Origin of the sequence: Brevundimonas sp. (genome assembly GCF_046299595.1) — a bacterium.
Taxonomy (GTDB): Bacteria; Pseudomonadota; Alphaproteobacteria; order Caulobacterales; family Caulobacteraceae; genus Brevundimonas.
Genome location: NZ_JBKBHQ010000001.1, coordinates 1,473,445 through 1,499,805, shown reverse-complemented (window position 1 = coordinate 1,499,805; position 26,361 = coordinate 1,473,445). Strand labels below are relative to the sequence as shown.

Genomic DNA, 26,361 nt, shown 5'->3' with positions numbered 1-26,361 from the left:
CAGCCGCTATTTTCCGATGCAGAAGGTGGAGAACACCTCACCCAGCACATCCTCGACGCCGAGGCTGCCCGTGACCCGTGCCAGAGCGCGGCCCGCCAGCCGGACGCTTTCGCCGGCCAGCTCGGGATGGTCCATCTGCGCCAGCGCATCACCCAAATGAGCATGGGCCTCGCCCAGACTGACGCGGTGACGGGCCCGGGTGATGGCAGGAAACTCGCTGGCCGAAAGATCAGCCCTGACGCGCTCCTCAAGATGCTCGCGCAGGGCATCTATACCCTCGCCCGTGGCTCCGCTTACCCAGAGACCTTTGCCGCTGCGTATAGGTGTGTCCAACAGATCGGCGCGGGTCAGCACGATGATATCGCCCTCGCGAAACAGAGCCCGCGCCTCCTCGTCTTCGACCTCACGCGGATCACGGACCCACAGTCGCAAGGCTGCATCCTGCGCCCAGCGGCGCGCGCGCGAAACGCCCTCGGCCTCGATGACATCGGCGGTCTCGCGCAGCCCGGCCGTATCGGCGAAAGTTACCTTGTAACCCGCAAGATCGACGCTGGCTTCTATGATGTCGCGCGTGGTGCCAGCCAGTGGCGTCACGATGGCGGCATCGCGCCCTACAAGCGCGTTGAACAGGGTGCTCTTGCCAGCATTGGGTGCGCCGATCAGGGCGATGCGGTAGCCATCGCGGATGCGCTCGCCCGCACGGCCGTCATCAAGGGCGGCGGCAAGGCTGGCACGTAACGCCTCGATCTCGGCGCGGGTCTGGCGGCTGACGTGATCGGGCACATCTTCGTCGGGAAAATCGATCTCGGCCTCGAACAGGGCGAGAATGCGCAGGAGCGACTGACGCCACAGCCCGTGACGCTCGCTGAGGCGCCCGCCGAGCTGTTCCAGCGCCTGAAGTCTCTGGGCCTCGGATTCGGCATCGATCAGATCGGCTATGCCCTCGGCCTGGGCCAGATCGAGCCTGCCGTTCTCAAAGGCGCGCCGCGTGAACTCGCCGGGCTCTGCGGGACGCAGGCCCAGGGCGGACAGGGCCTGCGTCAGGGCCTCGACCACTGCGCTGCCCCCGTGGATGGACAGCTCGGCCACGTCCTCGCCCGTGAAACTGGCGGGGCCTTCAAAGCGCACGCAGAGCGCCTGATCGATCACCTCGCCACCTTGTGTGCGCAAGGTCCGAAGTCCTGCCTTGCGAACCTCGAGAGACCCGGCCCCAAGCGCATTCAGAACCTCCGCACAGCGCGGCCCGCTGATCCGCATGAGCGCCAGGGCGGACCGGCCCGGCGGGGTGGCCAGGGCAAAGATGGTGTCGTTCAAGGGCGCGCCTTCGGATCGAGGGAAGCACTGGCCGCGCTTTCCATCAGCTTGCGCATCTGCTCCTGGGCCTGCATGCCAAAGCTGGTCCACTGGCGCACGAGGTCGTCGGGATTGAGCAGATTGAGATTCTCGCTCATCCGCCGCTGCATCTCGGCAACCAGATGGGCATTGAGCGGTTCGACATCGGGCAGACCCAGAAAAGCGCGGGCTTCGGCGGGTTCACAGTCAATCTCGATCTTGATCTTCACAAGAGGCTCCCTTTGATGCCTCCCTACTAACAGGAGGCCGTGCCATGACCAATGACCGCTGGACCATCGAGACGCCCGACGGCAGCTTTCACGCCCACATCGCCAGGCCCGAGGGCGAGGGCCCATGGCCGGTGGTGATCGCCATTCAGGAGATCTTCGGCATCAACGATGTGATGCGCGAGGTCTGCGCGACTCTGGCCGGCCATGGCTTTCTTGCCGTCGCACCGGACCTGTTCTGGCGTCTCGAGCCCGGCATAGAGCTGACCGACAGGACCAAGGCCGAGTGGGACAAGGCGCTGGGCTACATGAACCGGTTCGATGTGGACAAGGGTGTCGATGACATCGCCGCCACCATCCGCCATGCCCGAAGCCATGGCAGCAGCACCGGCAAGGTGGGCGCGGTCGGCTATTGCCTCGGGGGCAAGCTGGCGTTTCTGACCGCCACGCGCACCGATGCGGACGGCGCGGTCGGCTATTACGGCGTCGGGCTGGAGGCGCTGGTCGGAGAGGCCGACAAGCTGACCAAGCCGCTGATGCTGCACATTGCCGGTCAGGACAGCTTTTCTTCCGATGACGCCAGAGCCGTCGTGATCGGCGCATTCAAGGATCACCCTCTGGTCACCCTTCATGTCTATGAAGAGCGCGATCACGCCTTTGCACGCCCCGGCGGAGAGCATTTCCATGCGGCCGATGCGGCGCAGGCCGACCAGCGCACTGTGGACTTCCTGAAATCGGCTCTGGCCTAGGCTGAAAATCCCGCCAAAGAAAAGGCCCTGTTTCACGTGAAACAGGGCCTCTGTGCCTTCCAAGGCTCAGCTGGCACCGATCAGGTGTTCATGGACTGGAAGAAGTCGCCGTTGTTCTTGGACTGGCGCAGCTTGTCGAGCAGGAACTCGATGGCGTCCTGCGGCCCCATGGGGTTGAGGATACGGCGCAGCACATAGGTCTTGGTCAGCTGATCCTTAGGCGTGATCAACTCTTCCTTGCGCGTGCCCGACTTCAGCACGTCGATGGCCGGGAAGATGCGCTTGTCGGCCACCTTGCGGTCCAGCACGATCTCCGAGTTACCGGTGCCCTTGAACTCTTCGAAGATCACCTCGTCCATGCGCGAGCCCGTGTCGATCAGGGCCGTGGCGATGATGGTCAGCGATCCGCCCTCCTCCACATTGCGCGCCGCACCGAAGAAGCGCTTGGGCCGTTGCAGGGCGTTGGCATCCACACCACCGGTCAGCACCTTGCCCGACGAAGGCACGGTGGCGTTGTAGGCGCGGCCAAGACGCGTGACGGAATCGAGCAGGATCACCACGTCACGCTTGTGCTCGACCAGGCGCTTGGCCTTTTCGATCACCATCTCGGCCACGGCGACGTGACGGGTCGAGGGCTCGTCGAAGGTCGAGGCCACCACCTCGCCCTTTACGGTGCGCTGCATGTCCGTGACCTCTTCGGGGCGCTCGTCGATCAGCAGCACGATCAGGAAGCACTCGGGGTGGTTCTGCTCGATGGACTTGGCGATGTTCTGGAGCATGACCGTCTTGCCGACGCGCGGCGGGGCCACGATCAGGCAGCGCTGTCCCTTGCCCAGGGGGGCCACGATGTCGATGACCCGGCCCGAGCGATCCTTCAAGGTCGGATCATCGATTTCCATGACCAGGCGCTGATCGGGATAGAGCGGCGTCAGGTTGTCGAAATTGACCTTGTGCTTGACCGTCTCGGGGTCTTCGAAATTGATCGTGTCGACTTTCAGCAGGGCGAAATAGCGCTCCCCCTCGCGCGGGCCGCGCACCGTGCCATGGACGGTATCGCCCGTGCGAAGCCCGAAGCGGCGGATCTGCGAGGGCGAGACATAGATGTCATCGGGGCCGGACAGATAGTTGGCATCGGGGCTGCGCAGGAAGCCGAAACCGTCCTGCAACACCTCCAGCACGCCCGAAGCGGAAATCTCGACGTCCTCGTCGGCCAGGGTCTTGAGAATGGCAAACATCAGATCCTGCTTGCGCAGGCTGGACGCATTCTCGATCTCGAGGGACTCGGCAAAGGCGACCAGATCGGTCGGCGACTTGTCCTTCAGCTCCTGAAGCGAAATGCGCCCGTTGGGAACCACCGGCTCGCCATCGTCGTCCTCGCCGTCCAGCGCCTCGATGTCAGGCTCGTCAGTCCCTTGAGTGTCGGACGCATCGAAACCGGCCTCGTCCCGGGCAGCATCATCGGCCAGGTCGCGCTCGTCTTCGGGGGGCAGGTCGGTCATGGATCAGCTCGCACAGCAGAAGGCCCGGGCGACGGGCGCGCCGGGCTCAAGGCTCAGTCATGTGGGCGCCGCAGGGGCGCAATGGGGATTCCGGGTCCGCCAGCCCATGTCATCGAAACATCATCAAGGCAGGCGGTCGGATGAAGGAAGGGAGGACACGCCAGATTGCCTGCGCGCCCTGTCTGCTCCAGACCACACGGGGCGCCCTCGCGTCAAGAGAGAGGGCCGTCAGAACGACCATTCTACGGTGGCCGACAGCACGATCACTATGGCCAGCAGGAAAGGTAACTCATTGGAAATACGCCAGAACTTCTCTGATCTAGTGTTTCTTCCTTCGGCAAAGCGCCTTTGGGATGCCGCAAGATATCCGTGCCAGCCGCTCAGCAGCACCACGCCCAGCAGCTTTGCGTGCATCCACCCTTCCATCAGCATCTGCGGCGCTTCCAGACCGCCGGTACGCACCCAGATCAGGGCAAGACCGAAGGCCCAGCTCGCCACCATGGCTGGGGTCATGATGATGCGCAGAAGCCGCGCTTCCATCACCTGAAAGGTCTGGTCCATCTGCGATCCACGCTCGGCGCGCGTGTGATAGGCATAAAGTCTCGGCAGATAGAGCAGCCCCGCCATCCAGGCGATCACCGCCAGGATGTGCAGCCCGCGCAGCCAGTCATAGGCACTCATGCGCGTTCGGCCTGCTGACACGGGCACGCGGCCCAGCGGCCCGCACAACCCGGACCATAGGGCGCAGGTCGATCATCCTCGCGCGCCAGCGCCGCGATCACGGCATCGGCAAGCGCTTCGATGAAGGCCGACTGCACGCCAAGCGCCGGCACGCGGATATAGGGCGCGAGGTTCAGCTCATGGGCCAGCTCGGCATATTCCATGTCCAGCTCGACCAGGGTCTCGACGTGCTCGGAGACGAACGCGATGGGAGAGATGACCACACCAACGCCATCCCTGGCTGCCTGCTTCAGCGCCTCGGGCGTCGAAGGGCCAAGCCATTTCAGCGGGCCGACCCGGCTCTGATAACAGACCGACCAGTCCGAAAGGCCAAGGCGCGACGCCACGGCGCTGGCCGTTGCCACGATCTGTTTCTGATAGGGATCGCCAGCCTTGACGCGGTTCTCAGGGATACCGTGGGCCGAGAACAGCACCCGCAGCGGTGCATCTCCTGCCTCGGCAATCGCTTGGCTGATCAGGGCCGCGTGCGCCTCGATCAGACCGGGCGCGACAGGATAGCAGCAGATCGTCCGGCTCTCGCCCCCGCCCCGGTAAAGCTCCCGCCAGGCCTTGAGCGATGAAGCGCTGGTGGTGGTCGAAAACTGCGGATAGAGCGGCAGCAACACCACCTGATCGGGATCAAAGGCCTCGACGGCGCGTGCAGTTTCATCGGTAAGCGGGTGCCAGTAGCGCATCGAGATGAACACCTCGACCGCATCACCAGCGAGGCTCGCGCTCAGACTGGCCTTGAGCGCTTCGGCCTGCTTGCGCGTTTCCGGCAACAGGGGTGAGCCCCCGCCCATCAGCGCATAGTTGCCTTTGGCCTCCTCCTCCCGCCGCGAGGAGATCAGCCTCGCCAGCGGCGTGCGCAGAAATCCCGGCAGGCCGATGATGGCGGGGTCATTGAACAGGTTGAACAGGAACGGGCGCACCGTCTCCTGGCGGTCAGGGCCGCCGAGATTGAAAAGCACAACCGCCACCCGCCGCGCCATCAGGCCGCTCCGATCCGCTTCAGCACCTGCTCGACGTGGGCAATCGGCGTATCGGGCAGGATGCCGTGACCCAGATTGAACACCCACGGGCCCTCACCCCAAGCGGCCATCAGCTCGTCAACGCGCCGGTCCAGCAGCGGGCCGCCTGCACGCAGCAGCAGGGGGTCGAGCGCGCCCTGAATGGGCTTGATCTTTTGCACGCGCCGTCCGACCTCGAGCGGACAGGCGGTATCGAGCGCCACGGCCGTCACCGCCACATCTCGCCCATAGCGCTCGGCCAGAGCCGCCGAGCCCCTCGGAAAACCGATCAGGGGCAGATCGACACCCAGTTCTCTCAGGCGCGTCACCAGCTTCTGGTGGGGCTTCATCACCAGCCGCTCGAACAGGTCATCGGGCAGGCCCTCGGCCCAGCTCTCGAAGATCTTGAGCGCATCGGCACCGGAACGCGCCTGCATGGCCAGATAATGAGCACTGGCCTCGACAAGGGTGTCGAGCAGGGCATCGACCCGCTCGGGCTCGCTGTAGGCCAGGGCGCGCACCGAGGCGCGCTCGCCCTTGGCTCCCTGCCCATCGAGCATGTAGGTGGCCACTGTCCACGGCGCCCCGCAAAAGCCGATCAGAGCCTTGTCTGGTCCGAGGGCCGAGCGCACGCGCGACAGGGTCTCTCCCACCTGGGACAGGGCCTCACCGGCACCGGCCGCCAGATCATTCATGCGTGACAGCTCGGGCAGGGCACCCAGCCGCGGCCCCTCGCCCTTCTCGAACCAGACGTCCTGGCCGAGCGCACGCGGGATCAGCAATATGTCGGCGAACACGATCGAGGCATCAAAGCCAAGGCGGCGCATGGGCTGGAGCGTGGCCTCGGCGGCCATCTCGGGATTGAGGCAGAAGGCCACGAAGTCAGGCGCCTGCGACCTCAGTTCGCGATACTCTGGCAGGTAGCGACCCGCCTGACGCATGAACCATACGGGAGGGCGAGCGGTGGCTTCCCCATCCAGGGCACGAAGGAACAGCGGTTTTGACATGACCTATGGCTTAAGGGCGCTTACGGAGCCGCTCAATCCCTATTCTGAATAATGAAATATATCGGGTGGAAGCAGAGATAGGGCCGTTTGTTGTGGGGAAAAGAGGCGCTTTTGTCGCGGCCCGAGAGACCAAGGCAGCGCTTTATCCCACAGGCTGTCCGCCCAGTTATCCAGGGAGGCGGGCCGGGCTGTGAGTCGGGGTATGACTGCAAGAATCATCAAGCCATACCGGTCCCTGGCCCGGGAGCGGGCCGTTGGCCGTTCAGAATATTTAACGAAGGATTAAGACTGTTCACAGCGCTCGCAGGACCCATGCCCCATGCACACGGGCAAAACCGGGAGAAAAGGCGGCGATCTGTCTTCAGGGTGTCGGCCACGGACGGGACAAATAGGGACTGCCCGCGCGCATCATCCCCGACTAAGATCAGACTCCCACAGGCCTGTGAGTGGCGGACGGACAGTTGAGCGAGAGCGACAGACCGGCAAATCCGGGCGCGCCGGGGCAAGCAGATCAGGCCCCTGCCCAGGCCGTGCCGGAAGCACCACGCGCCCGAAGGCTGGCGACCTATTTCCATGTGCATCTGGTCTCGGATTCCACGGGCGAGACGCTCAATGCTATGGCCAAGGCGGTCACGGCCCGCTTCGAGGGCGTGATCCCGATCGAGCACATCCACGCCCTGGTGCGCAGCGACCGCCAGCTGGCCAAGGTGCTCGAGAAGATCGAGGCATCACCGGGCGTGGTGCTGCACACCATCGTGGACAAGGCCCTGCGCGAAGCCCTTGAAGAGGGATGCCGCAAGCTCGGCCAGCCGCACATCGGGGCGCTGGACCCTCTCGTGGCGGCCCTCTCACGGCATCTGGGCGCGGCCCTGTCCACGCGGGTGGGTGCCCAGCACGCGCTCGACAGCGACTATTTCAACCGGATGGGCGCGCTCGATTTCGCCATTGCCCATGACGACGGCAATGGCCGCGATGGTCTTGAGGATGCCGACGTCGTGCTGGTTGGCGTGAGCCGGACTTCCAAGACGCCGACCTGCATCTATCTGGCCCATCGCGGGGTGCGCTCGGCCAATGTGCCGCTGGTGCCCGGCCAGAGCCCGCCCGAGTATCTGTCTACGCTGAAGCGCCCGCTGGTCGTGGGCCTTACCGTCGCCCCCGATCGTCTGGTCCAGATCAGGAAAAACCGCCTGACCGGCCTCGGCGAGGTCTTTGCGACACCCTATGTGGACCTGGATGCGGTGCGCGATGAAACCGTGCGGGCACGGCGCGTGTTCGAAAGGCTTGGGTGGCCCACCATCGACGTCACGCGCCGCTCGGTGGAGGAAACCGCCGCCGCCGTGATCAATCTGCTGGGCGATCATCGCAGCGGTCGCCGCAGCGTCAGTGCGACCTAGCTGCCCTTGCCCGGAGCACTCATCATGAACCTCACCCCCCCGCGTCTTGTCCTGGCTTCCGAGAGCCTGGCCAGGCGCGCCATCCTGGACCAGGCCGCCGTGCCTTTCTCGGCCCAGAAGTCCGATCTGGCCGAGGAACCCATCAAACAGGCGGGCCTTGCGCGCGACCGGCGCCCGGCCGACATCGCCATGGATCTTGCCGAGGCCAAGGCCCTCAAGATTTCCCGGCTCGACCCCGAGGCGCTGGTGATCGGTGCCGATCAGACCCTGGAGTTCGAGACCCGGCTGATGGACAAGGCCACGTCGCTGGCCGAGGTGCGCCGACGCCTGCACGAGATGCAGGGCCGCTGGCATACCCTGCACTCGGCTCTGGCCATGGCCCGCGAGGGCCGGATCGTCTGGCGCTACAAGGATCAGGCGCGCCTTCTGATGCGCTCGCTCAGCAACGATTTCATCGACGCCTACATCGGGCGCGAGGGCGAGGCCCTGCTCTCGATCGTGGGCAGCTACCGGCTCGAGGGATTGGGGGCGCAGCTTTTCGACCGTGTCGAGGGCGACTATTTCACCATTCTCGGCCTGCCGCTGTGGCCCCTGCTCGAGCAGCTTCGCGCCGAGGGCGTGATCCTGAGATGATCCTGTCGGCCAGTGACGGGGCACTGGAGGAAAAGCTCGCGCGCGTAACGGGGCCGCTGGCCGCCGTGATCGGCTGTCCCATCGCGCACAGCCTCAGCCCCGCCATCCACGGATACTGGCTGAAGAATGCGGGGATCGACGGCGCCTATCTGGCCATCGAGGTCGAGGACGAGGCGGGGCTTGAACGGATCATGGACCTGATCCGGGCCGGTATCCTGATCGGGGTCAATGTCACTGCTCCACTGAAAGAACAAGCCTTTGCCCGCGCCGATGCTGTCAGCGACAGCGCGCGCGCTGCAGGCGCGGCCAATCTGCTCCTTGCCCGTCAGGGCCGCCTCGAGGTCGACTGCCTCGATGGAGAGGGCATCATGGCGGCCATCGCGCAGCAGGCCCCCGATCAGGGCGCGCTCGATCCCTGCCTGATACTGGGTGCGGGCGGTGCAGCGCGGGCGGCGGCGGCGGCGCTGGTTGAGCGCGGCGTCGCAGACATCCGCATCGCATCCCGTACCCTTGAGAGAAGCCGGACGCTGGCGGCAGCCTTCGGGGCGCAGGCATATGGCTGGGACGAACTGGAGCGCGCGACCTGCGGTGTGCGGCTGCTCATCGATGCCACCGGGGCTGAGACCCGGCCACCGCTGGAGAGCCTTGCCAAGGGCGCGGTGGTGCTGGACATGCGCTATCGCCCGCTCCAGACGGCGCTTCTGGCGCACGCAAAGGCCATGGGCCTGCGTCCGGTCGATGGTCTCGCCATGCTGATCGGTCAGGCAAGACCCAGCTTTTGCAGGCTTTTCGGGCGCGAGCCCCTGGGTGATCCGCGCCCTGTCGCCCTTGCTGCCATGGAGCGACAGCCTTGATCCGCATCGGCCTGACAGGGTCCATCGGCATGGGCAAGAGCACCACGGCCGCCATGTTTCGTGAGATGGGCATCGCGGTATGGTGTGCCGACGAGGCCGTGCACCGGTTCTATGATCAAGGCGGCGCAGGTGTGGCGATTATCGGGGCGCTTCATGGCGAGGCGGTTCGTGACGGCAGGGTGGATCGCGCGCGCCTGTCTCAATGGCTTGGCGAGGCACCGGAGCGTTTCGCCCTGCTCGAAGCGGCCATCCACCCTCTGGTCGAGGCGGACCGTCAGGCCTTTCTGGACCGGGCAGAGGCGCAAGGTGCCGACATGGTGGTGCTCGACATCCCGCTGCTGCTGGAAAAGGGGCTGGAAGTCATGGTTGACCGCGTCGTGGTGGTCAGCGCCCCCGAACACATCCAGCGCGAGCGCGTCCTTGCTAGGCCCGGCATGAGCGCGGAGCGCCTCGACCTGATCCTGTCGCGCCAGATGCCCGATGACCAGAAGCGTGCGAAGGCAGACTTTGTCATCGAGACGCACAGGGGCATGGATCACGCCCGCCGCCAGGTGCGCGCGATTGTGGAGAGCCTGCGCTCCTGAGGCCCGCCCCCCTTTTTTCGTCGCACGAAACAGGCCAGAATCGCCGCCATGGCCCGCGAGATCGTTCTAGATACCGAAACCACCGGTTTTGACCCGAGACAGGGCCATCGCCTCGTCGAGGTGGGCTGCATCGAGATCGAAGACCTGCTGCCGACCGGGCGCACCTTTCACCACATCATCAATCCCGAACGCCACATCGATGACGAGGTGATCCGGGTGCACGGCATCACCAATGAGAAGGCCGCGAACGCGCCGCGCTTCGAGGAGGTCTGCGATGCCCTGCTCGATTTCATCGGCGATGCCCCGGTGATCGCGCACAATGCCAGGTTCGACCGCGCCTTCATCAATTTCCAGCTCGAGATGTGCTCCCGGCCGGTGGTGCAGGACGAGCGCTGGATCGACACCCTGGCCCTGGCCCAGAAGCGCTTTCCCGGCATGGCCAACTCCCTTGATGCCCTGTGCAAGCGCTTTCGTATCTCGCTGGCCGAGCGCACCTTGCACGGCGCGCTGATCGATGCGCGCCTGCTGGCGTCCGTCTATCTGGAGCTGAAGGGCGGCAAGGAGCGCAGGCTCGAGCTGTCATCTTCGGAGGCTCAGGGCGAGAGCGAGACCGGCGTGGTGGCTCCTGAGGCTTACGGCGCACGGCCAAGGCCTCTGGTCACGGGCTCAACCGAGGCCGAGCGTGAGCGCCACGCCGCGTTTCTGGCCGAAGCCCTGAAGGATCAGAGCCTGTGGGCGCAGCTGGTTCCCGAACTGGGGCGCAAGTCGTGAACGAAGGGGCCTGACCGGGCAGGCCCTTCTCGCACTCAGGCCTGGCCGACCGGCGGATCGCCCGCCCCGCCCGTGGCCGTCATGCGCGCCTGGTAAATGGAGGCAAAGTCGATGGGCTCCATCTGGAACGGCGGATAGAAGCCGCCGTCGGCCGTGGCATTGGCGATGATGTGGCGCGCGTAGGGGTAGAGGTAGCGCGGGCACTCGATCAGAAGCACCGGGCCCATTTCCTGCTCGCTCACGTTCACCAGCTGGAACAGCCCGCAATAGACCAGCTCGATCTGGAAGACCGGCTGATCTTCCTGGGTGGCCTTGATCGAGAGCTTGAGGTCGACCTCATAGAGGCCGTCGGCGCGGCCCTGGGCATTCATCTCGACGCCGAGGTCCACCTGGGGCTTGCCTTGCAGGCGCAGGCTCTCGGGCGCGCGCGGGTTCTCGAAGCTGAAATCCTTGATGTACTGGGCAAGGATGCCAAAGCCCGGACCCTGGGGCGGGCCCTGCTGGGGCGCGGGAGCGTTGTTGGTTTCGGCGGACGTGTCGGTGTCGGTCATGAGCTGATGCAAACTGATGTTCAGGGTGGGGCGCCCCCTCCCCGCACTCCCATGCCTGGGCCAGTGCTCGGGTCCGCCGGATGGGCGCTGCTATCACGACCGTTCATGTCAGGCAACGCCGCGCGCTATGGACGCCCCAGAGGCACCGCCCTATATCGAACGGGACAAGGCCGCGCACCGGCGCCAACCCCTAGCCGTCCAGAGGCGATGACCCTGCCGTTTCCCTTCGAGATCGTGATCTTTGCCGTCATTGCGGCAGTGGTGCTGTTCCAGCTTTACAATGTGCTCGGCAAGAAGGTCGGCCGTCAGCCAGAACAGGACGCCAAGCCCATGCCTCACCCCCTGCCCGGCGGGGGTCAGCAGCGCTCGGAACAGCCCACCGCCCCGCTCTCGGCCCAGGATCGCCAGACCCACGCGGCGGCAGCCGAGCTGAAGGGGCGCGATCCTTCGTTCGATCCGGTCCGCTTTCTGGAAGGGGCGCGTCAGGCCTATGAGGCCATCGTGCGCGCCTTTGCGGCGGGCGATGTCGAGACCCTGCGTCCGCTTCTGGCACCCAAGGTGCTGCAGAGCTTCGAGCAGGCCATCAACGCGCGCGCACCCGACCATCGCGAGAGCGTCGAGTTCGTCGAGCCGCCCCGGCTGGACCTGGAGCGCGCCTATGCCGAGAACGATCAGGCCATGGCCGCCGTGCGCTTTCTGGCCGAGATCCGCACCACCCTGGAGCACACCGCGCCCGAGCCCACAGTAAGCGAGAAGCGCACCGCCGAAATCTGGACCTTCCAGCGGGCCATCGGGGCTTCCGATCCCAACTGGCGACTGGTGGGCGTGCGCCCGGCCACGGCCTGAGGCAAGGGATGACGCCTTGCCGGTCATGAGAACCTCCGGCCTTCTGCTGCTCGCCATGCTTGCGGGGCTCGGTGCCTGTGCGCCGCGCGTGGCCGATGTGCCTTCCCTGCCCGGCCCGCCACCCCAGACCGAACCCCGGATCGAGCCTGCACCCCCGGTGCCCGGGGCAGGGCCGCAAAGTCTCCCGCGGTGGGGTCAGGAAAACCATCTCGATGCGCTCATGGCCTATGCGCGAAGCTGCGGACTGGTGCGCGAGCCGGCCTATGTGCGCGTCTGCGATGAGGCGCGCGCTCTGTCGCGCAGCGCTGACACGAGCCCGAGCGTGGCCCGCGCCTTCTTCGAGCAGCGCTTCACCCTGGAGCCCGTGGACGGGCAGGGCCTGCTTACGGGGTATTTCGCGCCCGAGTATCTCGCCTCGCCGGTGCGCACCGACACATTCGACATGCCGCTTCTGGCTGCGCCCGCGGCGCGATCGCCCCTGCCCGAGCGCAGCGTCATCGAGGCCGAGGCGCTTCAGGGCCGCAGTCCCTGGCAGCCTCTGGCCTGGCTGCGGGCCGAAGACCTGTTCTTCCTTCAGATTCAGGGCTCGGGCTATCTGACCCTGCCCGACGGGCGGCGGCTGCGCGCAGGCTATGCCGCTGACAATGGCCACCCCTTTTCGGGCATTGCCCGCGTGATGGTCCAACAGGGCATCCTCGCCGATCACCAGACCTCGGCGGACAACATCCGTCGGTGGCTGTCGGACAATCGTGGCGAGCGTGCACGCGCGATCATGGCCACCAACGCCCGCTACATCTTCTTCTCTCTGGCGGAGGACGACGGGGGCCACCCGGCCGGTGCCGCCGGTGTGCCCCTGCCCCCCCGGCGCGCCATCGCCGTCGATCCGGCCCAATGGCGCTATGGCGAGCTGATGTGGGTCGAGGCCGATGGCGCGACACTGGCCGGGGCCATGAACAGTTATCACGGCCTTGCCACTGCTCTGGATACCGGCAGTGCCATCCGGGGAAGGGTGCGGGCCGACCTCTATCTGGGACGTGGAGATGAGGCCGGACGCGAAGCGGGCACGATCCGTCATCCCTTGCGCTTCTATCGTCTGGTGCCCAGACCCTGAACGAAAACGGGTCCACGCGCGCCTTGAGCCCGCATTAACGCCTGATCGGCATACTCGTCCCGAACAGCTTCGGGTGGGTGAGTGATGGCGCGTGAGGATGTTGCGGACAAGGCGGGCGGGGAGATGCGCGGGCGCGAGGACGATGCCCAGACCCAGTTCCTGCGCCTGATGAGTCATGAGTTCCGCACGCCGCTGAACGGTGTGATCGGTATGCTGGGGCTCTTGTCGCGCACACGGCTCGACGGTGCCCAGAAAGCCTATGTGGATGCGGCGCGCAGCTCTGCCGATCATCTTCTCGGGCTGGTCAACGACCTGCTGGACTATGCGCGCATGGAGGCCGGCCACATCGACCTGGAGGCCCAGCCGCTTGACCTCGAGGCCCTGATCCAGGGTGCCACCGAACTGCTCAGCCCCCGCGCCCATGACAAGGGCATAGAGATCGTCTGGTCCTGCGACCAGCGCCTGCCGCGCGTGCTCGCCGACGAGGGCCGCCTGCGCCAGGTGCTCTACAACCTTGCGGGCAATGCGGTGAAGTTCACCGACAAGGGCGGCGTGCATATCCGCGCCCAGGCGCGTGACGCAGGCCCCGACGCCATGGTGCTCAAGGTGATGGTCGATGACACCGGCCCCGGTGTGCCGCGAAGTGCCCGTGCGCGCATCTTCGAGGAGTTCGGCCACGTCGATCCCGGCGACGCCACGGCCCACGGCGGCGCGGGGCTGGGCCTAGCGGTGGCAAGGCGTCTGGTCGAGGCCATGGGCGGCGAGATCGGGGTCACCGACCGCCCCCGCGCCAGAGCTGATGCCCAGCCGCGCGGAGCCCGCTTCTGGTTCGAGGTGCCTCTGGCGCGCGACGCAAGTGAAGTGCCCGCCACACCTGAGCCTGCCCGGCCCCTGCACGGGGTCACGCTCGGTGTGGCCTGCTCCAACCCTTTCCTCGTCACGGCCATCGAGGCCATGGCGCACGGCGAGGGCGCGCGCATCGGCGAAAAGGCCGACGTCGCCCTGATCGACCACGAGACGCGGCGCGAGGGCGAGGCCCTGGCCAGACCGGCGGACTGTCCCTCCATCATCCTGCTGCGTCCGCTCGATCGCGACCTGATCGGCCGCTATCGCGCGCTCGGCTTTCGCGGCTATCTGATCAAGCCGCTGCGCCGGGCTTCGCTGAGCGGACGCGTGCTGGCGGCGCTGGGGCGCGGAAGTGAACCCCGGACCACGGCGCGCGATGGCGAGGATGATCGCGTCGCCCCCGCCCGGCCCGCAGGCGTCCGGGTGCTGCTGGCCGAGGATAATCCCGTCGGTGCCCTGCTGGCCCGCACGCTGCTGGCGCGCGAGGGCTGCACCGTCGAGACGGCGGCCACGGGCCATGAGGTGCTTCAGGCCATGAGCCGAGCCCGCTATGACATCGTGCTGATGGACGTGCGCATGCCCGGCATGGACGGGCTGGAGGCCACACGCCAGCTGCGCGCGCGTGGCGATGCGACGCCGGTAATTGCCCTGACCGCCAATGCCTTTGTCGAGGATCGTCAGGCATGTCTCGTCGCGGGCATGAACGAACATTTGACCAAGCCTCTGTCGCCTGAGGCCCTGCGCAGCGTCATCGCTCGCTTTACGAACCGGGAGCTTGGGGTAAAGCTGGCGTCCTGATGCCTTCTGCGGGATCTTCCGCAGGCGGCGCATCCGACAGCAGGACGGCCCCATGACCGATCAGAACGCCGCGAGTGATGGCGGCAAGGACGAAACGCGCGCCAGCACGCTCGATTTCCTGAAAAGCCTGATCGACCGGCGCGTGGGCGCCATGTTCCTGCTGGGGATCGGCGCGGGCCTGCCGTTCTTCCTGATCTTCGATACCCTGTCCGTCTGGCTGCGACAGGAAGGACTGTCGCTGCAGGCCATCACCGCCTTTGCCCTGGCGACGCTGTCCTATGCGCTGAAATTCGTCTGGGCCCCCATCGTTGATCGCGTGAAACTGCCTGTGCTGGGCGACCTTCTGGGGCAGAGGCGCTCCTGGATCCTGCTCATGCAGATCCTCATCGCGGTGGGGCTGTGGCTGATCTCGGGCTCCGACCCGTCATCCATGCTGGGCTATGTGGCCTTCCTTGCCGTGGTGGTCGGCATTGCCGGAGCCACCCAGGACATCGCCATCGACGCCTGGCGCATCGAGGCGGTCGAAAAGAAGGACTACGGCGTCATGGCCGGGGCCTATCAGTGGGGCTATCGCGGCGCCATGATCGTGGCCGGTGCCGTGCCCCTGTTCCTGGCCGAGGCCTATAACTGGAACGTCTCCTATGCGGTGATGGCCGCCTTCATGCTGGTGGCAATGGCCGCGACCCTGTTCGCGCCGCGCGGCGGCGAGGTGCGGGTGCGCTTCGTCGATGTCAGCGATCTGCCCGAGCATCGTGTCTATGAGACGCTGGAGTGGAGCGGACGCCTGCTGATCATTGCGCTCGGTGCGCTGCTGGCGGGCTCGGGTCTGGCGGCCAATGCCACCTTGCTGGCGGCCCTGCTCGATCTGGCCGGCATGAGCAGCGAGCAGGCCGAGGCGTTCCGCACCGCCTGGGAGGCGCGGCCCAACGGCATCTTCCTGCAGTTCCCGGGTGTCGTCGCAGGGCTGGGGCTGATCGCGCTGGCGTGCATTCCGCTTCCCGGCATAGAGACGCGACCGGGGCTTTACCTGCGCCGTGCCTATGGACAGCCGCTGGGTGACTTCTTCGAGCGCTTCGGCCTCAAGCTCGGCATGCTGATCCTGGCGCTGATCTGCCTCTATCGCCTGTCCGACTTCGTGCTGAACCTGATGGGGCCGTTCTATGTCGATCTGGGCTTCACGCTTGGCCAGATCGCCGAGGTGCGCAAGATCTACGGCGTCGTGGCGTCTCTGGCCGGCATCGCGGCGGGCGCGTGGATGGTGACGCGCTTTGGCGTGCTGCGCAGCATGCTGATCGGCGTGTTTGCCAGCCCGCTGTCCAATCTGGTGTTCATCTGGGTGGCCATGGCCGGGCCGGACATGGCCGTGCTCTATGCTGCCATCACCATCGACAACTTTGCCACCGGCATCGCGGGCACGGCCCTGATCGTCTACATGTCCAGCCTGACCAGCGCAGGCTTCACCGCGACGCAGTATGCGCTGTTCTCGTCCCTCTATGCGATTCTCGGCAAGATCGTCGCGTCCCAGTCAGGGCGCATCGTCGAGGAATCCGCGCGCGCTTCCGACGCCGGGGGCTTCAACACCTTCATGCGCCAGTGGTTCACCGCCCTGCCCGAGCAGTCCTATGCTGCAGGGGCGCAGACCGCCGGGGTCACGCCCGCCGCGCTGGGCGCGGGCTATGTGACCTTCTTCATCTATTCGGTGGTGATCGGTGTCTTTGCGGTGGTGCTGGCCTTCACCGTGGCGCGCCGTCAGGGCGAGATCGAAGCGCGTGCGCGTGCCGCGGACACCGGCACACCCGCAACGGGCTGAGGACCGTCTCTCGCCCCCGGCAATGAAGGGACCGCGCAGACGCTCAGCGAGATTGGGCCGCGCGATCGGGCCGCGCGATCAGGCCTCCTCGTCGAGGCCTTCCTCATAGGCGGCAAAGCTGGCCGCGGTGATGATGTGGCTGACGGATGCGCCCAGCGGCACGATCTGCACCGACTTCTCCAGCCCCACCAGCAGCGGCCCGATCAGGGTCGCCGAGCCCAGCACGCGCGCAAGCTGGGTGGATATGGCGGCCGAGTGCACGGCGGGCATGACCAGAACATTGGCATCGCGGGTCAGACGCATGAAGGGATAGGCACTGCGCGCATCGGCATCTAGGGCCAGCTCCGGCGGCATCTCGCCCTCGTATTCGAAATCGACGCCGCGCTGGTCGAGGATGCGGATCGCCTCGCGCACCTTTTCTCCCCGGTCGCCGGGCGGATTTCCGAACACCGAATAGCTGAGGAAGGCCACGCGCGGCGTGCGCCCGAGCTGGCGCACGGTCCGGGCCGCCTGAACCGCGATGTCGGCCAGTTCCTCGGCGCTGGGCAGCTCGTGGATGGAGGTGTCGGCCACGAACAAGGTGCGCCCCTTGGCCATCAGCACCGACAGGCCGATCAGGGTGCCCTTGACGTCGATGACCCTCAGAACCTCGCGCAGGGCCATGTTGAAGTTGCGCGTCACCCCCGTGACCATGGCGTCGGCATCGCCGTGGGCCAGCATGGCGGCACCGAAATAGTTGCGGTCCTGATTGATCATGCGCTGCACGTCGCGGCGCAGATAGCCGCGCCGCCACAGGCGCTCGTAGAGGGCGTCGGTATAGACGCTGTTGCGATCCGAGACGCGGGCGTTGACGATCTCTATGCCCAGCTCGTCGAAGCGAAGGCCCGCCTCGGCGGCGTTCTGACGGATCAGGTCCTCGCGGCCCACCAGTATGGGCGTGCCCAGCTCCTGCTGCTTGAAGGCCCAGGCGGCGCGGATGACCGAGGTCTCCTCGCCTTCCGCGAACACGACCCGGCGGTTGGGCGCTGCGCGCACGGCCGAGGAAATCTTCTGCATCAGGGCAGCGGAAGGATCGAGCCGCTGGCGCAGCTCGGCGCGATAGGCGTCCATGTCCTCGATGGGCCTGCGCGCCACGCCCGTGTCCATGGCGGCCTGAGCCACGAAGGGCGGCACATACCAGATCAGGCGCGGGTCGAACGGCGTGGGAATGATGTAGTCGCGCCCGAACTTCAGCTTGCGCCCGCGATAGGCGGCGGCGACCTCATCGGGCACGTCCTCGCGCGCCAGCTGGGCCAGAGCCCTGGCGCAGGCGATCTTCATCTCGTGATTGACCCGTCGCGCCCGCACATCCAGCGCGCCGCGGAAGATGTAGGGAAAGCCCAGCACATTGTTGACCTGGTTCGCATAGTCCGAGCGGCCCGTGGCGATGATGGCATCGGGGCGCACGGCGGCCACTTCCTCTGGCGTGATCTCCGGGTCGGGATTGGCCATGGCGAAGATGATCGGATTGGGCGCCATGGTGGCCACCATATCGGCGGTGATCGCACCCTTGGCCGCCAGACCAATGACCACGTCCGCGCCGACCATCGCCTCCTTGAGGGTGCGGTGTTCGGTGACGGTGGCGTGGGCCGCCTTCCACTGGTCCATGCCGCTCTCGCGCCCGACATAGACCACGCCGTCGCGGTCGATGATGGTGGTGTTCTCCTGGCGCACGCCCATGGCCTTCATCAGGCCGATGGTTGACAGCCCCGCCGCTCCGGCCCCGACCAGAACCACCCGGATGTCGGCAAGGCTCTTTCCGGCGATCTCGACCGCATTGATCAGGCCGGCCGAGGCGATGATGGCCGTGCCGTGCTGGTCGTCGTGAAAGACAGGAATGTCCAGCTTGTCCTGAAGCTCGGATTCGATGACGAAACACTCGGGGCTCTTGATGTCCTCCAGATTGATGCCGCCCCAGGTCGCGCCGATATTCTTGACCACGGTGATGAACTCGTCCGGGTCGAGGGTCTCGACCTCCACGTCGATGGAATCGACATCGGCAAAGCGCTTGAACAGCACCGACTTGCCTTCCATCACCGGCTTGGAGGCCATGGCGCCGAGGTTGCCCAGGCCAAGGATGGCGGTGCCGTTCGAGATCACGGCGACGGTGTTGCCCTTGGAGGTGTACTCATAGGCCAGGTCGGGGTCGCGGGCGATCTCGCGCACGGGCACGGCAACGCCCGGCGAATAGGCGAGGCTGAGATCGCGCTGGGTCGCCATGGGCTTGGAGGGCGCGACCGACAGCTTTCCGGGCCGGGGCAGGCGGTGGAAATCGAGGGCTTCCTGCTCGGTGAAGGTCTGCTTGTCGGTCAGTTCGGGCATGGGAAGGTTCGGCGGCTCCGGTGCGGGGTTTCGCGCTGACCCTAGCGGCCACCCCCGGTGGCTACAACCGCTGTTGCGCGCCGCACGCGCTCACAGACGCCCCGAGCCCTCCAATGCGACCGGGCCGGTCATGCGCACATGGTCGTCCTCGCCCCACACGATCTGAAGCGTGCCGCCGTCGAGCACAACCTGCGCCATGCGATCGCTCAGGCCCCGGCGCGCGCTGGCCACCAGGGCGGCGCAGGCACCAGTGCCGCAGGCCCGCGTCAGTCCGGCACCGCGCTCCCACACCCTCAGGCGAATGCGCGCGCGGCTCTCGAGATGGGCAAAGCCGACATTGACCCGCTCGGGGAACAGGGGGTGGTTCTCGATCAGCGAGCCGGTCGCGCGCACGAAGGTGTCATCGAGCCTGTCGGTGAAGAACACCACATGGGGATTGCCCATGGAGACCGCGCCGGGCGTATGCAGCACCGGATCGTCGATCGGCCCGACCTGAAGCTCGATGCCGCGCGTGTCCATTTCCTCGGCCAGCGGAATCTCGCGCCAGTCGAGGCGCGGGCGGCCCATGTCGACCCCGACCATGGGAGTGCCCTCGGCATCCGCATGATCCCGGCAGGCCAGAACCGTCCCGGCCAGGGTCTCGATGGCCACCTGCTCGCGCCCGCTGCCCTGCATCATCAGCCAGCCCGCGCACCGGAGCGCATTGCCGCAGGTCTCCACCACCCCGCCATCGCTGTTCCACACGCGCATGAAGACGGCACCGTCAGAGCGGGCGGGCTCGAGCGCAATAAGCTGGTCGCATCCGCCATGAACCCCATGCCCGCGCGAGCAGATGTGGCGCACCTGATCGGGCGTGGGGGTGAAGGGTGCGCCAAGCGCATCGACGATGACAAAGTCATTGCCGGTGCCGTTCATCTTGACGAAGGCGTGTGTGCCCTTATCCATAGCGGCGCAGATATAGGGCAAAATCGCCCGGGTGGGAGGCCCGCCCCTCACCTTCCGTTGCCGACACCCCCAGCTTCAAAGGGCGATCATGGCGAGAGTACCGGGCGCAGGCGCCGAGGGCGCGAGCGTGCCAGGGCCGAACCCTTCGAGGCCGAGCCGCTTCCGGGAATGGCGTGTCAAGGCGCGTCTGCGCGCGCTTTATCATGGCTCATCGCCCACGGCGGTGCGCTTCCGTTTCGGCGTGCTGGTGATCGATTTTCTCATCATCGCCTTTTTCATTGCCGCGCCTCTGCTGCGCGACGACGGCGGGCTTACCTTCTATGTGCTGGATTATCTGATCGCCGCACTGCTGGCCTTCGACCTGTGGGCGCGGGCGCTGGCGTTCGGCTCCCTGCGCGAATGGATCAAGCGGCCCATCGTGTGGGTGGACCTGTTCGTTCTGGCCACGCTGCTGTTCCCCACCGTTCTGATCAACCTCGGATTCCTGAGGGTGCTGAGGCTGTGGTCGCTGGTGAACAGCGACTTCTTCTGGAAGACGGTCGGGCGGCACTATGACGACACGCGCGTGGAGGACGTAACCAAGGCTCTGGCGGCGCTGGTCACCTTCGTCTTCGTGGTGACGGGCTTTGTCTACACCAGCTTCATGGGCCGCTACGAGGGCATCTCGGGGTATGTGGATGCGCTCTATTTCACCATCACCAGCCTGACGACCACGGGCTACGGCGACATCATCCTTCCCGGCGTCTGGGGCAGGCTGCTGTCGATCGCGGTGATGCTGGGCGGGGTGGGCCTGTTCTTCCGCCTGATCCAGTCCCTGGCCCGGCCCCACAAGGTGCATTTCGCCTGTCCGCGCTGCGGGCTTGAGCGCCACGACCCGGATGCGGTTCACTGCAAGGCCTGCGGCAAGTCCCTGCGCATTCCCAATCGTGGCGATTGATCTTCAGGGGTCTGATGCGGGACCATTTCTGTAACCCGCGCTGTGACTGGCCGCTTGCCCTGCGCGCATGCCCCGCTAAGGTGCGCCCTTCCAAAGACTGCCCATTCAGGCTTTCAGGAGTTTCCATGCTTCGCCGCCTTGCCCTGACCGCGATTGCCAGCCTCGTCGTGCCCATTGCCGGACCCGCCATGACCCAGGACGCCCCGGAAGCCCGTCTTCCCACCCCCGTCGCCGAGCCCGTGCGCGTGGCGGACGAAGACCCCTATCTGTGGCTGGAGGAGATCGAGGGCGAGCGCGCCATGGCCTGGGTCGAGGAGCGCAACCGCCATTCGCTGGGCACCTTGCAGGGCGATCCGCGCTATGAGGGCTTCTATCAGACCGCGCTCGAGATCCTGGAATCGCGCGACCGTATCGCCTCTCCCGGCTTTTCGGGCCTGGGCACGGGACTGGAGCGGCGCGTCGACAATTTCTGGCAGGACGCGACCCATGTGCGCGGCATCTGGCGCACCACCACCCTGGGCAGCTATCTGACCGACGAGCCCGAGTGGGAAACCATCATCGACGTTGACGCCCTGACGGCAGCGGAAGGGGCCAACTGGGTCTGGCAGGGCGCCAGCTGCCTGTTCCCCGAGGGCCGTCACTGCCTGGTGTTCCTTTCGGACGGGGGCAAGGACGCCAACGAGGTGCGCGAGTTCGACCGCGAGACGCTGTCGTTCGTCGAGGGCGGCTTTGCCCTGCCGGAATCCAAGGGCGGCGTGACCTGGATCGACCGCGACACCCTGCTGGTGCACCGCGACTTCGGCGAGGGCAGCCTGACGGACTCGGGCTATGCGCGCACCATCCGCCTGCTGCGCCGCGGCGAGGACATCGCCAGCGCCCCCGAGGTCTTCGCGGGCGAGCAGAGCGATGTGTCCGTCAGTGCCTTCACCCTGCGCGCACCCGACGGGCGCATCCGTGCGGTGATGATCTCGCGCGCCACCAGCTTCTATGAGGCGCAGTATTTCGTGCTGAGCGACGAAGGCGTGCGCCAGATCGATCTGCCCGCCCGGGTCAACATCCGCGGCCTGATCGGCGATCGCTTCATCTATACCACCAATCAGGACTGGACCACGCGCTCGGGCCAGAGCTTCACCACGGGCGACCTGATCTACACCGACCTTGATACCCTGCTGAACAGCCCCGAGGCGGCGGACCACCAGCTCATCATCCGCCCCGGCGAGCGTGAGGCGGTCCAGAGCGTGACCACCACCCGCAACACCCTGGTGGTGGCCCTCTACGAGAACGTGCGCGGCAGCATTTATGTCTATCGCCCCGAGGGTGCGGGCTGGTCGCGGGAGCGCATGGACCTGCCCGAGAATGTCACCGTGGGTCTGGGCACCTCGTCCTCGCAGGACGACCAGCTGTTCGTGTCGGTGACCGGTTATCTCAATCCGTCGAGCCTGTGGCTGGCCGATGCCGCCACCGGCGCGGTCGAACAGGCCAAGAGCCTGCCGCCCAAGTTCGATACCGAGGGCCTGACCGTCACCCAGTTCGAGGCGCGCTCCGAAGACGGGACGATGATTCCCTACTTCGTTGTCCACCGCGAGGATGTGGCGCTGGATGGCTCCAATCCGACCCTGCTCTATGGTTATGGCGGGTTCCAGAGCTCGCTGCTGCCGGGCTATTCGCCCACCGTGGGTCGGCTGTGGCTCGAGCGGGGAGGAATCTATGTGATCGCCAACACCCGCGGCGGCGGCGAGTTCGGCCCGCGCTGGCACCAGGCGGCCCTGAGAGAGAACCGCCAGCGCGCCCACGAGGACTTTCAGGCCGTGGCCTCGGACCTGATCGCGCGCGAGATCACCTCGCCTTCGCGCCTTGGCGTGATGGGCGGCAGCCAGGGCGGCCTGTTCATGGGTGCGATCCTGACCCAGCGCCCCGACCTGATCAATGCTGCGGTGATCCAGGTGCCCCTGTTCGACATGCTGCGCTATCACCTGCTGCTGGCCGGTGCTTCGTGGATGGCCGAGTACGGCAACCCCGACATCCCCGAGGAGCGCGCGTGGATCGCGGCCTATTCGCCCTATCAGAACCTGCGCGCCGGCGAGCCCTACCCCGAGGTGTTCATCCATACCTCGACCAAGGATGACCGGGTGCATCCGGGCCATGCCCGCAAGGCCGCAGCCCGCCTCGAGGAGCTGGGCTATCCGGTGCTGTTCTACGAGAACACCGATGGCGGCCACGCGGCGGGGGCGAACCTGCGCGAGACCGCGCGGCGCATCGCGCTGGAATACACCTATCTCACCCGCCGTCTGATGGATTGAGGGCCAAGTCCCCTTGTTTCGTGGAGTTCGTGTCATGAAGCCCCTGCGCCATGCCCTGATGGGCGCCGCCCTGCTGCCTTTCGTGCTGTCGGCCTGCGCCACCGGCCCGAGCGGCCCGTCCATGCCCTTCTTTCCGGCCTCGCTGACGCCCGAGGCCGTAGCAGCGGCCGACGAGTTCCTGTGGCTCGAGGAGGTTCAGGGCGCACGCGCACTGGAGTGGGTGCAGGCGCGCAATCGCGATGCCCAGTCACGTCTCGATGCCGACCCGCGCTTTGAGCCGTTCCGCCAGCAGGCCTTCGCCATCCTCTCGGCGCAGGACCGCATCCCCATGCCGCGCTTTCAGGGCGGACAGGTCACCAACTTCTGGCAGGACGAGCGCAATCCCAAGGGGCTGTGGCGGCGCACCTCGCTGGACGGCTATCGCTCGGATCGCACGCCCTGGGAGATGATCCTCGATCTGGACGCCCTGGCCCGCGAGGAGGGGCGCGACTGGGTCTGGAAAGGCGCCACCTGCCTGCCGCCCGACGAGAGCCTGTGCCTGATCTCTCTGTCGGACGGCGGGCGCGACGCGGTCGAGGTGCGCGAGTTCGACACCCGCGTGGGCCGCTTCGTGCCGGGCGGTTTCCGTCTGCCCGAGGGCAAGCACCGTTTTACCTGGGCCGACGACAACACCTTGCTGGTGGCGACCGATTTCGGTGCCGTCGGCGGTCAGGCCAGCCTGACGGAGTCGGGCTATCCCTACATCGTGCGCGCGCTGACACGCGGTCAGACGCTGGAGCAGGCGCGCGAGGTCTATCGCGGCGACATCCGCGACGGCGGCTACGGCGTCTCGCCATATGTCCTGCGTGATCCGCAGGGCGTGGCGCGCCTCGTGCTGGTCAACCGCCCCCTCGACACCTTCCGGCGCGAGACCTGGGTGATCCAGAACGGACAGGCCAGCCACCGACTCGCCCTGCCCGAGCGCTCCACCGTGCGGGCCCTGGCCTTTGATCAGGTGGTGTTCACCATCGAGGAGCCCTTCGCGGGTTATGGAGCGGGCGCGCTTCTTTCCTGGCCCATAGATGTGGTGCTCGCCGGTGGCCAGATGCCCGCTCCCGAGCTGATCACGCAGCCGGGCCCGCGTCAGTCCATCGAATCCGTGGCCGTCACCCGCTCGGGCCTGGCGATCAACTTCAACGAGGAAGTGGTCGGCCAGCTGGCGCTTCATGGCTATGGCGCAGGCGGCTGGAGCCAGATCCGCCGCTTCGAGCTGCCCGCCAACAGCGCCGTGTCCATCGTCGACACATCGTCCTCGCGCGATCAGTTCTTCGTCTCGGTCCAGGGCCTGCTGACTCCTCAGACCCTGCTTCTGGCCAATGCCGCCACGGGCGAGAGCGCGGCGGTGCGCACCACGCCCGAGCGCTTCGATGGCTCCACCCATGTGGTCGAACAGTTCCAGGCCCGTTCGCGCGATGGCACCCTGATCCCCTATTTCCTGGTGCGCCCGCGCAATGCGCCCATGGACGGCAGCACGCCGACCATCCTGTTCGGCTATGGCGGCTTCCAGATCTCCTTCCCGCCGACCTACATCCCGCAGATGGGCAGGCTGTGGCTGGAACAGGGCGGGGCCTATGTGATCGCCAACATCCGCGGCGGGGGCGAGTTCGGGCCCCAGTGGCACCAGGATGCCCTGCGCGAGCGCCGCCAGAACAGCTTTGACGACTTTGCCGCCGTGGCGCGCGACCTGATCGACCGGGGCCTGACCAGCCCGAGGCGTCTTGGCATCTATGGCCGCTCCAACGGCGGAGTGCTGACCTCGGTTTCCGTGACCCAGAACCCCGACCTGTTCAATGCGGTGGTGATCGAGAGCCCGCTGGTGGACATGATGCGCTATCACGAGCTGCCTGCGGGTGCCTCGTGGATCGGCGAGTACGGTGATCCGCGCATTCCCGGCGATGCCGCCTTCATCTCGCGCTATTCGGCCTATCAGCGCCTCAGCCCCGATGTGCAGTATCCGCGCATCTATCTGACCACCAACACCCTCGATGACCGCGTTCACCCCGCCCATGCGCGCAAGTTTGCGGCGCGGCTGGAGGCCATGGGGCAGGACGTTCTGTATTTCGAGGACACGGCGGGCGGTCACTCCTATGACGCCGATCCAGCGGCCAATGCCCGGCGCTGGGCGCGGCACTACGTCTATCTCAGCCAGCAGCTGGTGGACTGACCCGCTCTCCGGGCGCGAGGCTGAAAAACCGGCGTTCTGGCGGGCTCACGCGAAGTTGAGTCCGTCCCGGCCCGGTGCGGGGTTAAAAGCCTTCCATGACCAGAAGGGCACATCCGTTGACTAGGACCGGCATGGGAGGCACCGCCGCCCTTGGCGTGCTTGCGCTCGCCCTGATGGGCCTCGCCCAGCCCGGTGCCCGCCCGGCGGCCCAGGGCGAGACGGCGGACCTTGTGGTGGTCGAGCTGTTCACCGCCCAGGGCTGTTCGGAGTGTCCGGGTGCCAATGTGCTGGTCGAGGGGCTGTCGGGCGCGCCGAACGTGCTGGCCCTTACCTATGCGGTGGATTACTGGGACTATCTGGGCTGGGCGGACACCTTCGCGCGGCCCGAGTTCACTGATCGCCAGCGCGCCTATCAGTCCCTGATGCGCCTGAGAGACGTCTACACCCCCCAGATCGTTGTCGACGGTCACCGCCAGGTGTCGGGTGCCCGCCCGCCCGAGGTCCGAAGCGCCGTCGCCGAGGAAGCCGAGCGCCGCGAGCGGGTGCCTGCCGTGCGCTTCAACGGCACCCGCGTGGCCATCGGTCAGGCCCCGGTGGCGTCCGAGGGGGCGGATGTCTGGCTGGTGCGCTATGCGCCGGGCTCGCGCGTGGTCGAGGTGCGTGAGGGCGACAACCGCGGCGTGGCGGTGCGCCACGTCAATGTGGTGCGCGAGATCGTCTCACTGGGCCAGTGGCGCGGGCGTGCGGCCAGCTTTGACCTGCCCGAACTGGCCGACCAGAGCCTCGAGGAAGTCGTGCTGGTCCAGTCGCGCAGCGATGGCCGCATTCTGGCGGCCTCGCGCCGCGCCGAGGGCAGCTAGGCCCCGCTTCTGT

Annotated in this window: 23 protein-coding genes; 14 read left to right on the top strand and 9 right to left on the bottom strand. The window is 66.6% G+C overall.

Going from position 1 to position 26,361, the window contains the following annotated elements:
• Nucleotides 1-6: 6 nt before the first annotated feature.
• Nucleotides 7-1,314: a tRNA uridine-5-carboxymethylaminomethyl(34) synthesis GTPase MnmE gene (gene mnmE, locus ACK4E3_RS07475; protein WP_409698582.1), complete on the bottom strand. Its 1,308-nt coding sequence runs from the start codon at nucleotides 1,312-1,314 to the stop codon at nucleotides 7-9.
• Nucleotides 1,311-1,562, bottom strand: coding sequence for a DUF6489 family protein (locus ACK4E3_RS07470; RefSeq protein WP_409698579.1), 252 nt, complete (start codon nucleotides 1,560-1,562; stop codon nucleotides 1,311-1,313). Before ACK4E3_RS07470 ends, mnmE begins: the two co-directional genes overlap by 4 nt.
• Nucleotides 1,563-1,606: 44 nt before the next feature.
• Here ACK4E3_RS07470 and ACK4E3_RS07465 point away from each other — a divergent pair, with 44 nt between their 5' ends.
• Nucleotides 1,607-2,308: a dienelactone hydrolase family protein gene (locus ACK4E3_RS07465; protein ID WP_409698576.1), complete on the top strand. Its 702-nt coding sequence runs from the start codon at nucleotides 1,607-1,609 to the stop codon at nucleotides 2,306-2,308.
• Between the two features lie 80 nt (nucleotides 2,309-2,388).
• Here the strand turns inward: ACK4E3_RS07465 and rho are convergent, their stop codons facing one another.
• The 4 genes from rho to hemE form a co-directional block, all read right to left on the bottom strand.
• Nucleotides 2,389-3,807, bottom strand: coding sequence for a transcription termination factor Rho (gene rho, locus ACK4E3_RS07460; protein ID WP_409698573.1), 1,419 nt, complete (start codon nucleotides 3,805-3,807; stop codon nucleotides 2,389-2,391).
• 228 nt (nucleotides 3,808-4,035) lie between these two features.
• Nucleotides 4,036-4,488 (bottom strand): protoporphyrinogen oxidase HemJ, encoded by a 453-nt coding sequence (gene hemJ / locus ACK4E3_RS07455; RefSeq protein ID WP_409698570.1) that lies wholly within the window; start codon nucleotides 4,486-4,488, stop codon nucleotides 4,036-4,038.
• On the bottom strand, nucleotides 4,485-5,519 hold the full coding sequence (gene hemH, locus ACK4E3_RS07450; RefSeq protein ID WP_409698566.1) for a ferrochelatase: 1,035 nt from the start codon (nucleotides 5,517-5,519) through the stop codon (nucleotides 4,485-4,487). Before hemH ends, hemJ begins: the two co-directional genes overlap by 4 nt.
• On the bottom strand, nucleotides 5,519-6,544 hold the full coding sequence (gene hemE / locus ACK4E3_RS07445; RefSeq protein WP_409698563.1) for a uroporphyrinogen decarboxylase: 1,026 nt from the start codon (nucleotides 6,542-6,544) through the stop codon (nucleotides 5,519-5,521). Before hemE ends, hemH begins: the two co-directional genes overlap by 1 nt.
• Before the next feature lie 530 nt (nucleotides 6,545-7,074).
• Between hemE and ACK4E3_RS07440 the strand changes: the two genes are divergently transcribed.
• The 5 genes from ACK4E3_RS07440 to dnaQ are packed head-to-tail and all read left to right on the top strand — an operon-like array spanning nucleotide 7,075 to nucleotide 10,780.
• Nucleotides 7,075-7,938, top strand: a complete 864-nt coding sequence (locus tag ACK4E3_RS07440) for a pyruvate, water dikinase regulatory protein (RefSeq protein ID WP_409701160.1) — start codon at nucleotides 7,075-7,077, stop codon at nucleotides 7,936-7,938.
• Between the two features lie 24 nt (nucleotides 7,939-7,962).
• On the top strand, nucleotides 7,963-8,571 hold the full coding sequence (locus ACK4E3_RS07435) for a Maf family protein (RefSeq protein ID WP_409698561.1): 609 nt from the start codon (nucleotides 7,963-7,965) through the stop codon (nucleotides 8,569-8,571).
• Complete coding sequence (locus ACK4E3_RS07430; RefSeq protein WP_409698558.1) at nucleotides 8,568-9,425, top strand: shikimate dehydrogenase family protein; 858 nt, start codon at nucleotides 8,568-8,570, stop codon at nucleotides 9,423-9,425. Before ACK4E3_RS07435 ends, ACK4E3_RS07430 begins: the two co-directional genes overlap by 4 nt.
• Nucleotides 9,422-10,009: a dephospho-CoA kinase gene (gene coaE / locus ACK4E3_RS07425; RefSeq protein ID WP_409698555.1), complete on the top strand. Its 588-nt coding sequence runs from the start codon at nucleotides 9,422-9,424 to the stop codon at nucleotides 10,007-10,009. The genes ACK4E3_RS07430 and coaE overlap by 4 nt, the downstream gene beginning before the upstream one ends.
• Nucleotides 10,010-10,057: 48 nt before the next feature.
• The gene (gene dnaQ, locus ACK4E3_RS07420; RefSeq protein ID WP_409698552.1) at nucleotides 10,058-10,780 is read left to right on the top strand and encodes a DNA polymerase III subunit epsilon; all 723 of its coding nucleotides are present in this window, start codon (nucleotides 10,058-10,060) and stop codon (nucleotides 10,778-10,780) included.
• 35 nt (nucleotides 10,781-10,815) lie between these two features.
• On the opposite strand, the gene secB is transcribed toward dnaQ, so the two are convergent.
• The gene (secB, locus tag ACK4E3_RS07415; protein ID WP_409698549.1) at nucleotides 10,816-11,331 is read right to left on the bottom strand and encodes a protein-export chaperone SecB; all 516 of its coding nucleotides are present in this window, start codon (nucleotides 11,329-11,331) and stop codon (nucleotides 10,816-10,818) included.
• A 207-nt stretch (nucleotides 11,332-11,538) separates the two neighbouring features.
• On the opposite strand from secB, the gene timA reads away from it, so the two are divergent.
• From timA to ACK4E3_RS07395, 4 genes are all read left to right on the top strand, one after another.
• On the top strand, nucleotides 11,539-12,177 hold the full coding sequence (timA, locus tag ACK4E3_RS07410; RefSeq protein ID WP_409698546.1) for a TIM44-related membrane protein TimA: 639 nt from the start codon (nucleotides 11,539-11,541) through the stop codon (nucleotides 12,175-12,177).
• A gap of 25 nt (nucleotides 12,178-12,202) precedes the next feature.
• On the top strand, nucleotides 12,203-13,288 hold the full coding sequence (locus ACK4E3_RS07405; protein ID WP_409698544.1) for an MltA domain-containing protein: 1,086 nt from the start codon (nucleotides 12,203-12,205) through the stop codon (nucleotides 13,286-13,288).
• A gap of 84 nt (nucleotides 13,289-13,372) precedes the next feature.
• Nucleotides 13,373-14,932, top strand: a complete 1,560-nt coding sequence (locus ACK4E3_RS07400) for a response regulator (RefSeq protein WP_409698541.1) — start codon at nucleotides 13,373-13,375, stop codon at nucleotides 14,930-14,932.
• A 52-nt stretch (nucleotides 14,933-14,984) separates the two neighbouring features.
• Nucleotides 14,985-16,742: an AmpG family muropeptide MFS transporter gene (locus ACK4E3_RS07395; RefSeq protein ID WP_409698538.1), complete on the top strand. Its 1,758-nt coding sequence runs from the start codon at nucleotides 14,985-14,987 to the stop codon at nucleotides 16,740-16,742.
• A 78-nt stretch (nucleotides 16,743-16,820) separates the two neighbouring features.
• Here the strand turns inward: ACK4E3_RS07395 and ACK4E3_RS07390 are convergent, their stop codons facing one another.
• Nucleotides 16,821-19,103, bottom strand: coding sequence for an NADP-dependent malic enzyme (locus ACK4E3_RS07390; RefSeq protein ID WP_409698535.1), 2,283 nt, complete (start codon nucleotides 19,101-19,103; stop codon nucleotides 16,821-16,823).
• A 90-nt stretch (nucleotides 19,104-19,193) separates the two neighbouring features.
• Nucleotides 19,194-20,048, bottom strand: coding sequence for a diaminopimelate epimerase (gene dapF / locus ACK4E3_RS07385; RefSeq protein WP_409698532.1), 855 nt, complete (start codon nucleotides 20,046-20,048; stop codon nucleotides 19,194-19,196).
• 88 nt (nucleotides 20,049-20,136) lie between these two features.
• Between dapF and ACK4E3_RS07380 the strand changes: the two genes are divergently transcribed.
• The 4 genes from ACK4E3_RS07380 (at nucleotide 20,137) to ACK4E3_RS07365 (ending at nucleotide 26,348) form a co-directional block, all read left to right on the top strand.
• The gene (locus ACK4E3_RS07380; protein WP_409698529.1) at nucleotides 20,137-20,985 is read left to right on the top strand and encodes a potassium channel family protein; all 849 of its coding nucleotides are present in this window, start codon (nucleotides 20,137-20,139) and stop codon (nucleotides 20,983-20,985) included.
• A gap of 125 nt (nucleotides 20,986-21,110) precedes the next feature.
• Nucleotides 21,111-23,285 carry a prolyl oligopeptidase family serine peptidase gene (locus ACK4E3_RS07375; RefSeq protein WP_409698526.1) on the top strand — a complete coding sequence of 725 codons (2,175 nt, stop codon included), beginning with the start codon at nucleotides 21,111-21,113 and terminating at the stop codon, nucleotides 23,283-23,285.
• A 34-nt stretch (nucleotides 23,286-23,319) separates the two neighbouring features.
• Nucleotides 23,320-25,488, top strand: coding sequence for a prolyl oligopeptidase family serine peptidase (locus tag ACK4E3_RS07370; RefSeq protein ID WP_409698523.1), 2,169 nt, complete (start codon nucleotides 23,320-23,322; stop codon nucleotides 25,486-25,488).
• Nucleotides 25,489-25,583: 95 nt separating this feature from the next.
• Nucleotides 25,584-26,348, top strand: coding sequence for a DUF1223 domain-containing protein (locus ACK4E3_RS07365; RefSeq protein ID WP_409698520.1), 765 nt, complete (start codon nucleotides 25,584-25,586; stop codon nucleotides 26,346-26,348).
• The last annotated feature ends 13 nt before the right edge of the window (nucleotides 26,349-26,361 follow it).

Bases quoted from the DNA above. Each gene is read 5' to 3' on its own strand.
- ACK4E3_RS07375 (WP_409698526.1), top strand. From the start codon at position 21,111: ATGCTTCGCCGCCTTGCCCTGACCGCGATTGCCAGCCTCGTCGTGCCC.
- ACK4E3_RS07405 (WP_409698544.1), top strand. From the start codon at position 12,203: ATGAGAACCTCCGGCCTTCTGCTGCTCGCCATGCTTGCGGGGCTCGGT.
- ACK4E3_RS07465 (WP_409698576.1), top strand. From the start codon at position 1,607: ATGACCAATGACCGCTGGACCATCGAGACGCCCGACGGCAGCTTTCAC.
- dnaQ (WP_409698552.1), top strand. From the start codon at position 10,058: ATGGCCCGCGAGATCGTTCTAGATACCGAAACCACCGGTTTTGACCCG.
- dapF (WP_409698532.1), bottom strand. From the start codon at position 20,048: ATGGATAAGGGCACACACGCCTTCGTCAAGATGAACGGCACCGGCAAT.
- ACK4E3_RS07435 (WP_409698561.1), top strand. From the start codon at position 7,963: ATGAACCTCACCCCCCCGCGTCTTGTCCTGGCTTCCGAGAGCCTGGCC.
- hemH (WP_409698566.1), bottom strand. From the start codon at position 5,519: ATGGCGCGGCGGGTGGCGGTTGTGCTTTTCAATCTCGGCGGCCCTGAC.
- ACK4E3_RS07370 (WP_409698523.1), top strand. From the start codon at position 23,320: ATGAAGCCCCTGCGCCATGCCCTGATGGGCGCCGCCCTGCTGCCTTTC.
- hemJ (WP_409698570.1), bottom strand. From the start codon at position 4,488: ATGAGTGCCTATGACTGGCTGCGCGGGCTGCACATCCTGGCGGTGATC.
- ACK4E3_RS07430 (WP_409698558.1), top strand. From the start codon at position 8,568: ATGATCCTGTCGGCCAGTGACGGGGCACTGGAGGAAAAGCTCGCGCGC.
- rho (WP_409698573.1), bottom strand. From the start codon at position 3,807: ATGACCGACCTGCCCCCCGAAGACGAGCGCGACCTGGCCGATGATGCT.
- timA (WP_409698546.1), top strand. From the start codon at position 11,539: ATGACCCTGCCGTTTCCCTTCGAGATCGTGATCTTTGCCGTCATTGCG.
- ACK4E3_RS07400 (WP_409698541.1), top strand. From the start codon at position 13,373: ATGGCGCGTGAGGATGTTGCGGACAAGGCGGGCGGGGAGATGCGCGGG.
- ACK4E3_RS07395 (WP_409698538.1), top strand. From the start codon at position 14,985: ATGACCGATCAGAACGCCGCGAGTGATGGCGGCAAGGACGAAACGCGC.
- ACK4E3_RS07365 (WP_409698520.1), top strand. From the start codon at position 25,584: ATGACCAGAAGGGCACATCCGTTGACTAGGACCGGCATGGGAGGCACC.
- secB (WP_409698549.1), bottom strand. From the start codon at position 11,331: ATGACCGACACCGACACGTCCGCCGAAACCAACAACGCTCCCGCGCCC.
- hemE (WP_409698563.1), bottom strand. From the start codon at position 6,544: ATGTCAAAACCGCTGTTCCTTCGTGCCCTGGATGGGGAAGCCACCGCT.
- ACK4E3_RS07390 (WP_409698535.1), bottom strand. From the start codon at position 19,103: ATGCCCGAACTGACCGACAAGCAGACCTTCACCGAGCAGGAAGCCCTC.
- ACK4E3_RS07380 (WP_409698529.1), top strand. From the start codon at position 20,137: ATGGCGAGAGTACCGGGCGCAGGCGCCGAGGGCGCGAGCGTGCCAGGG.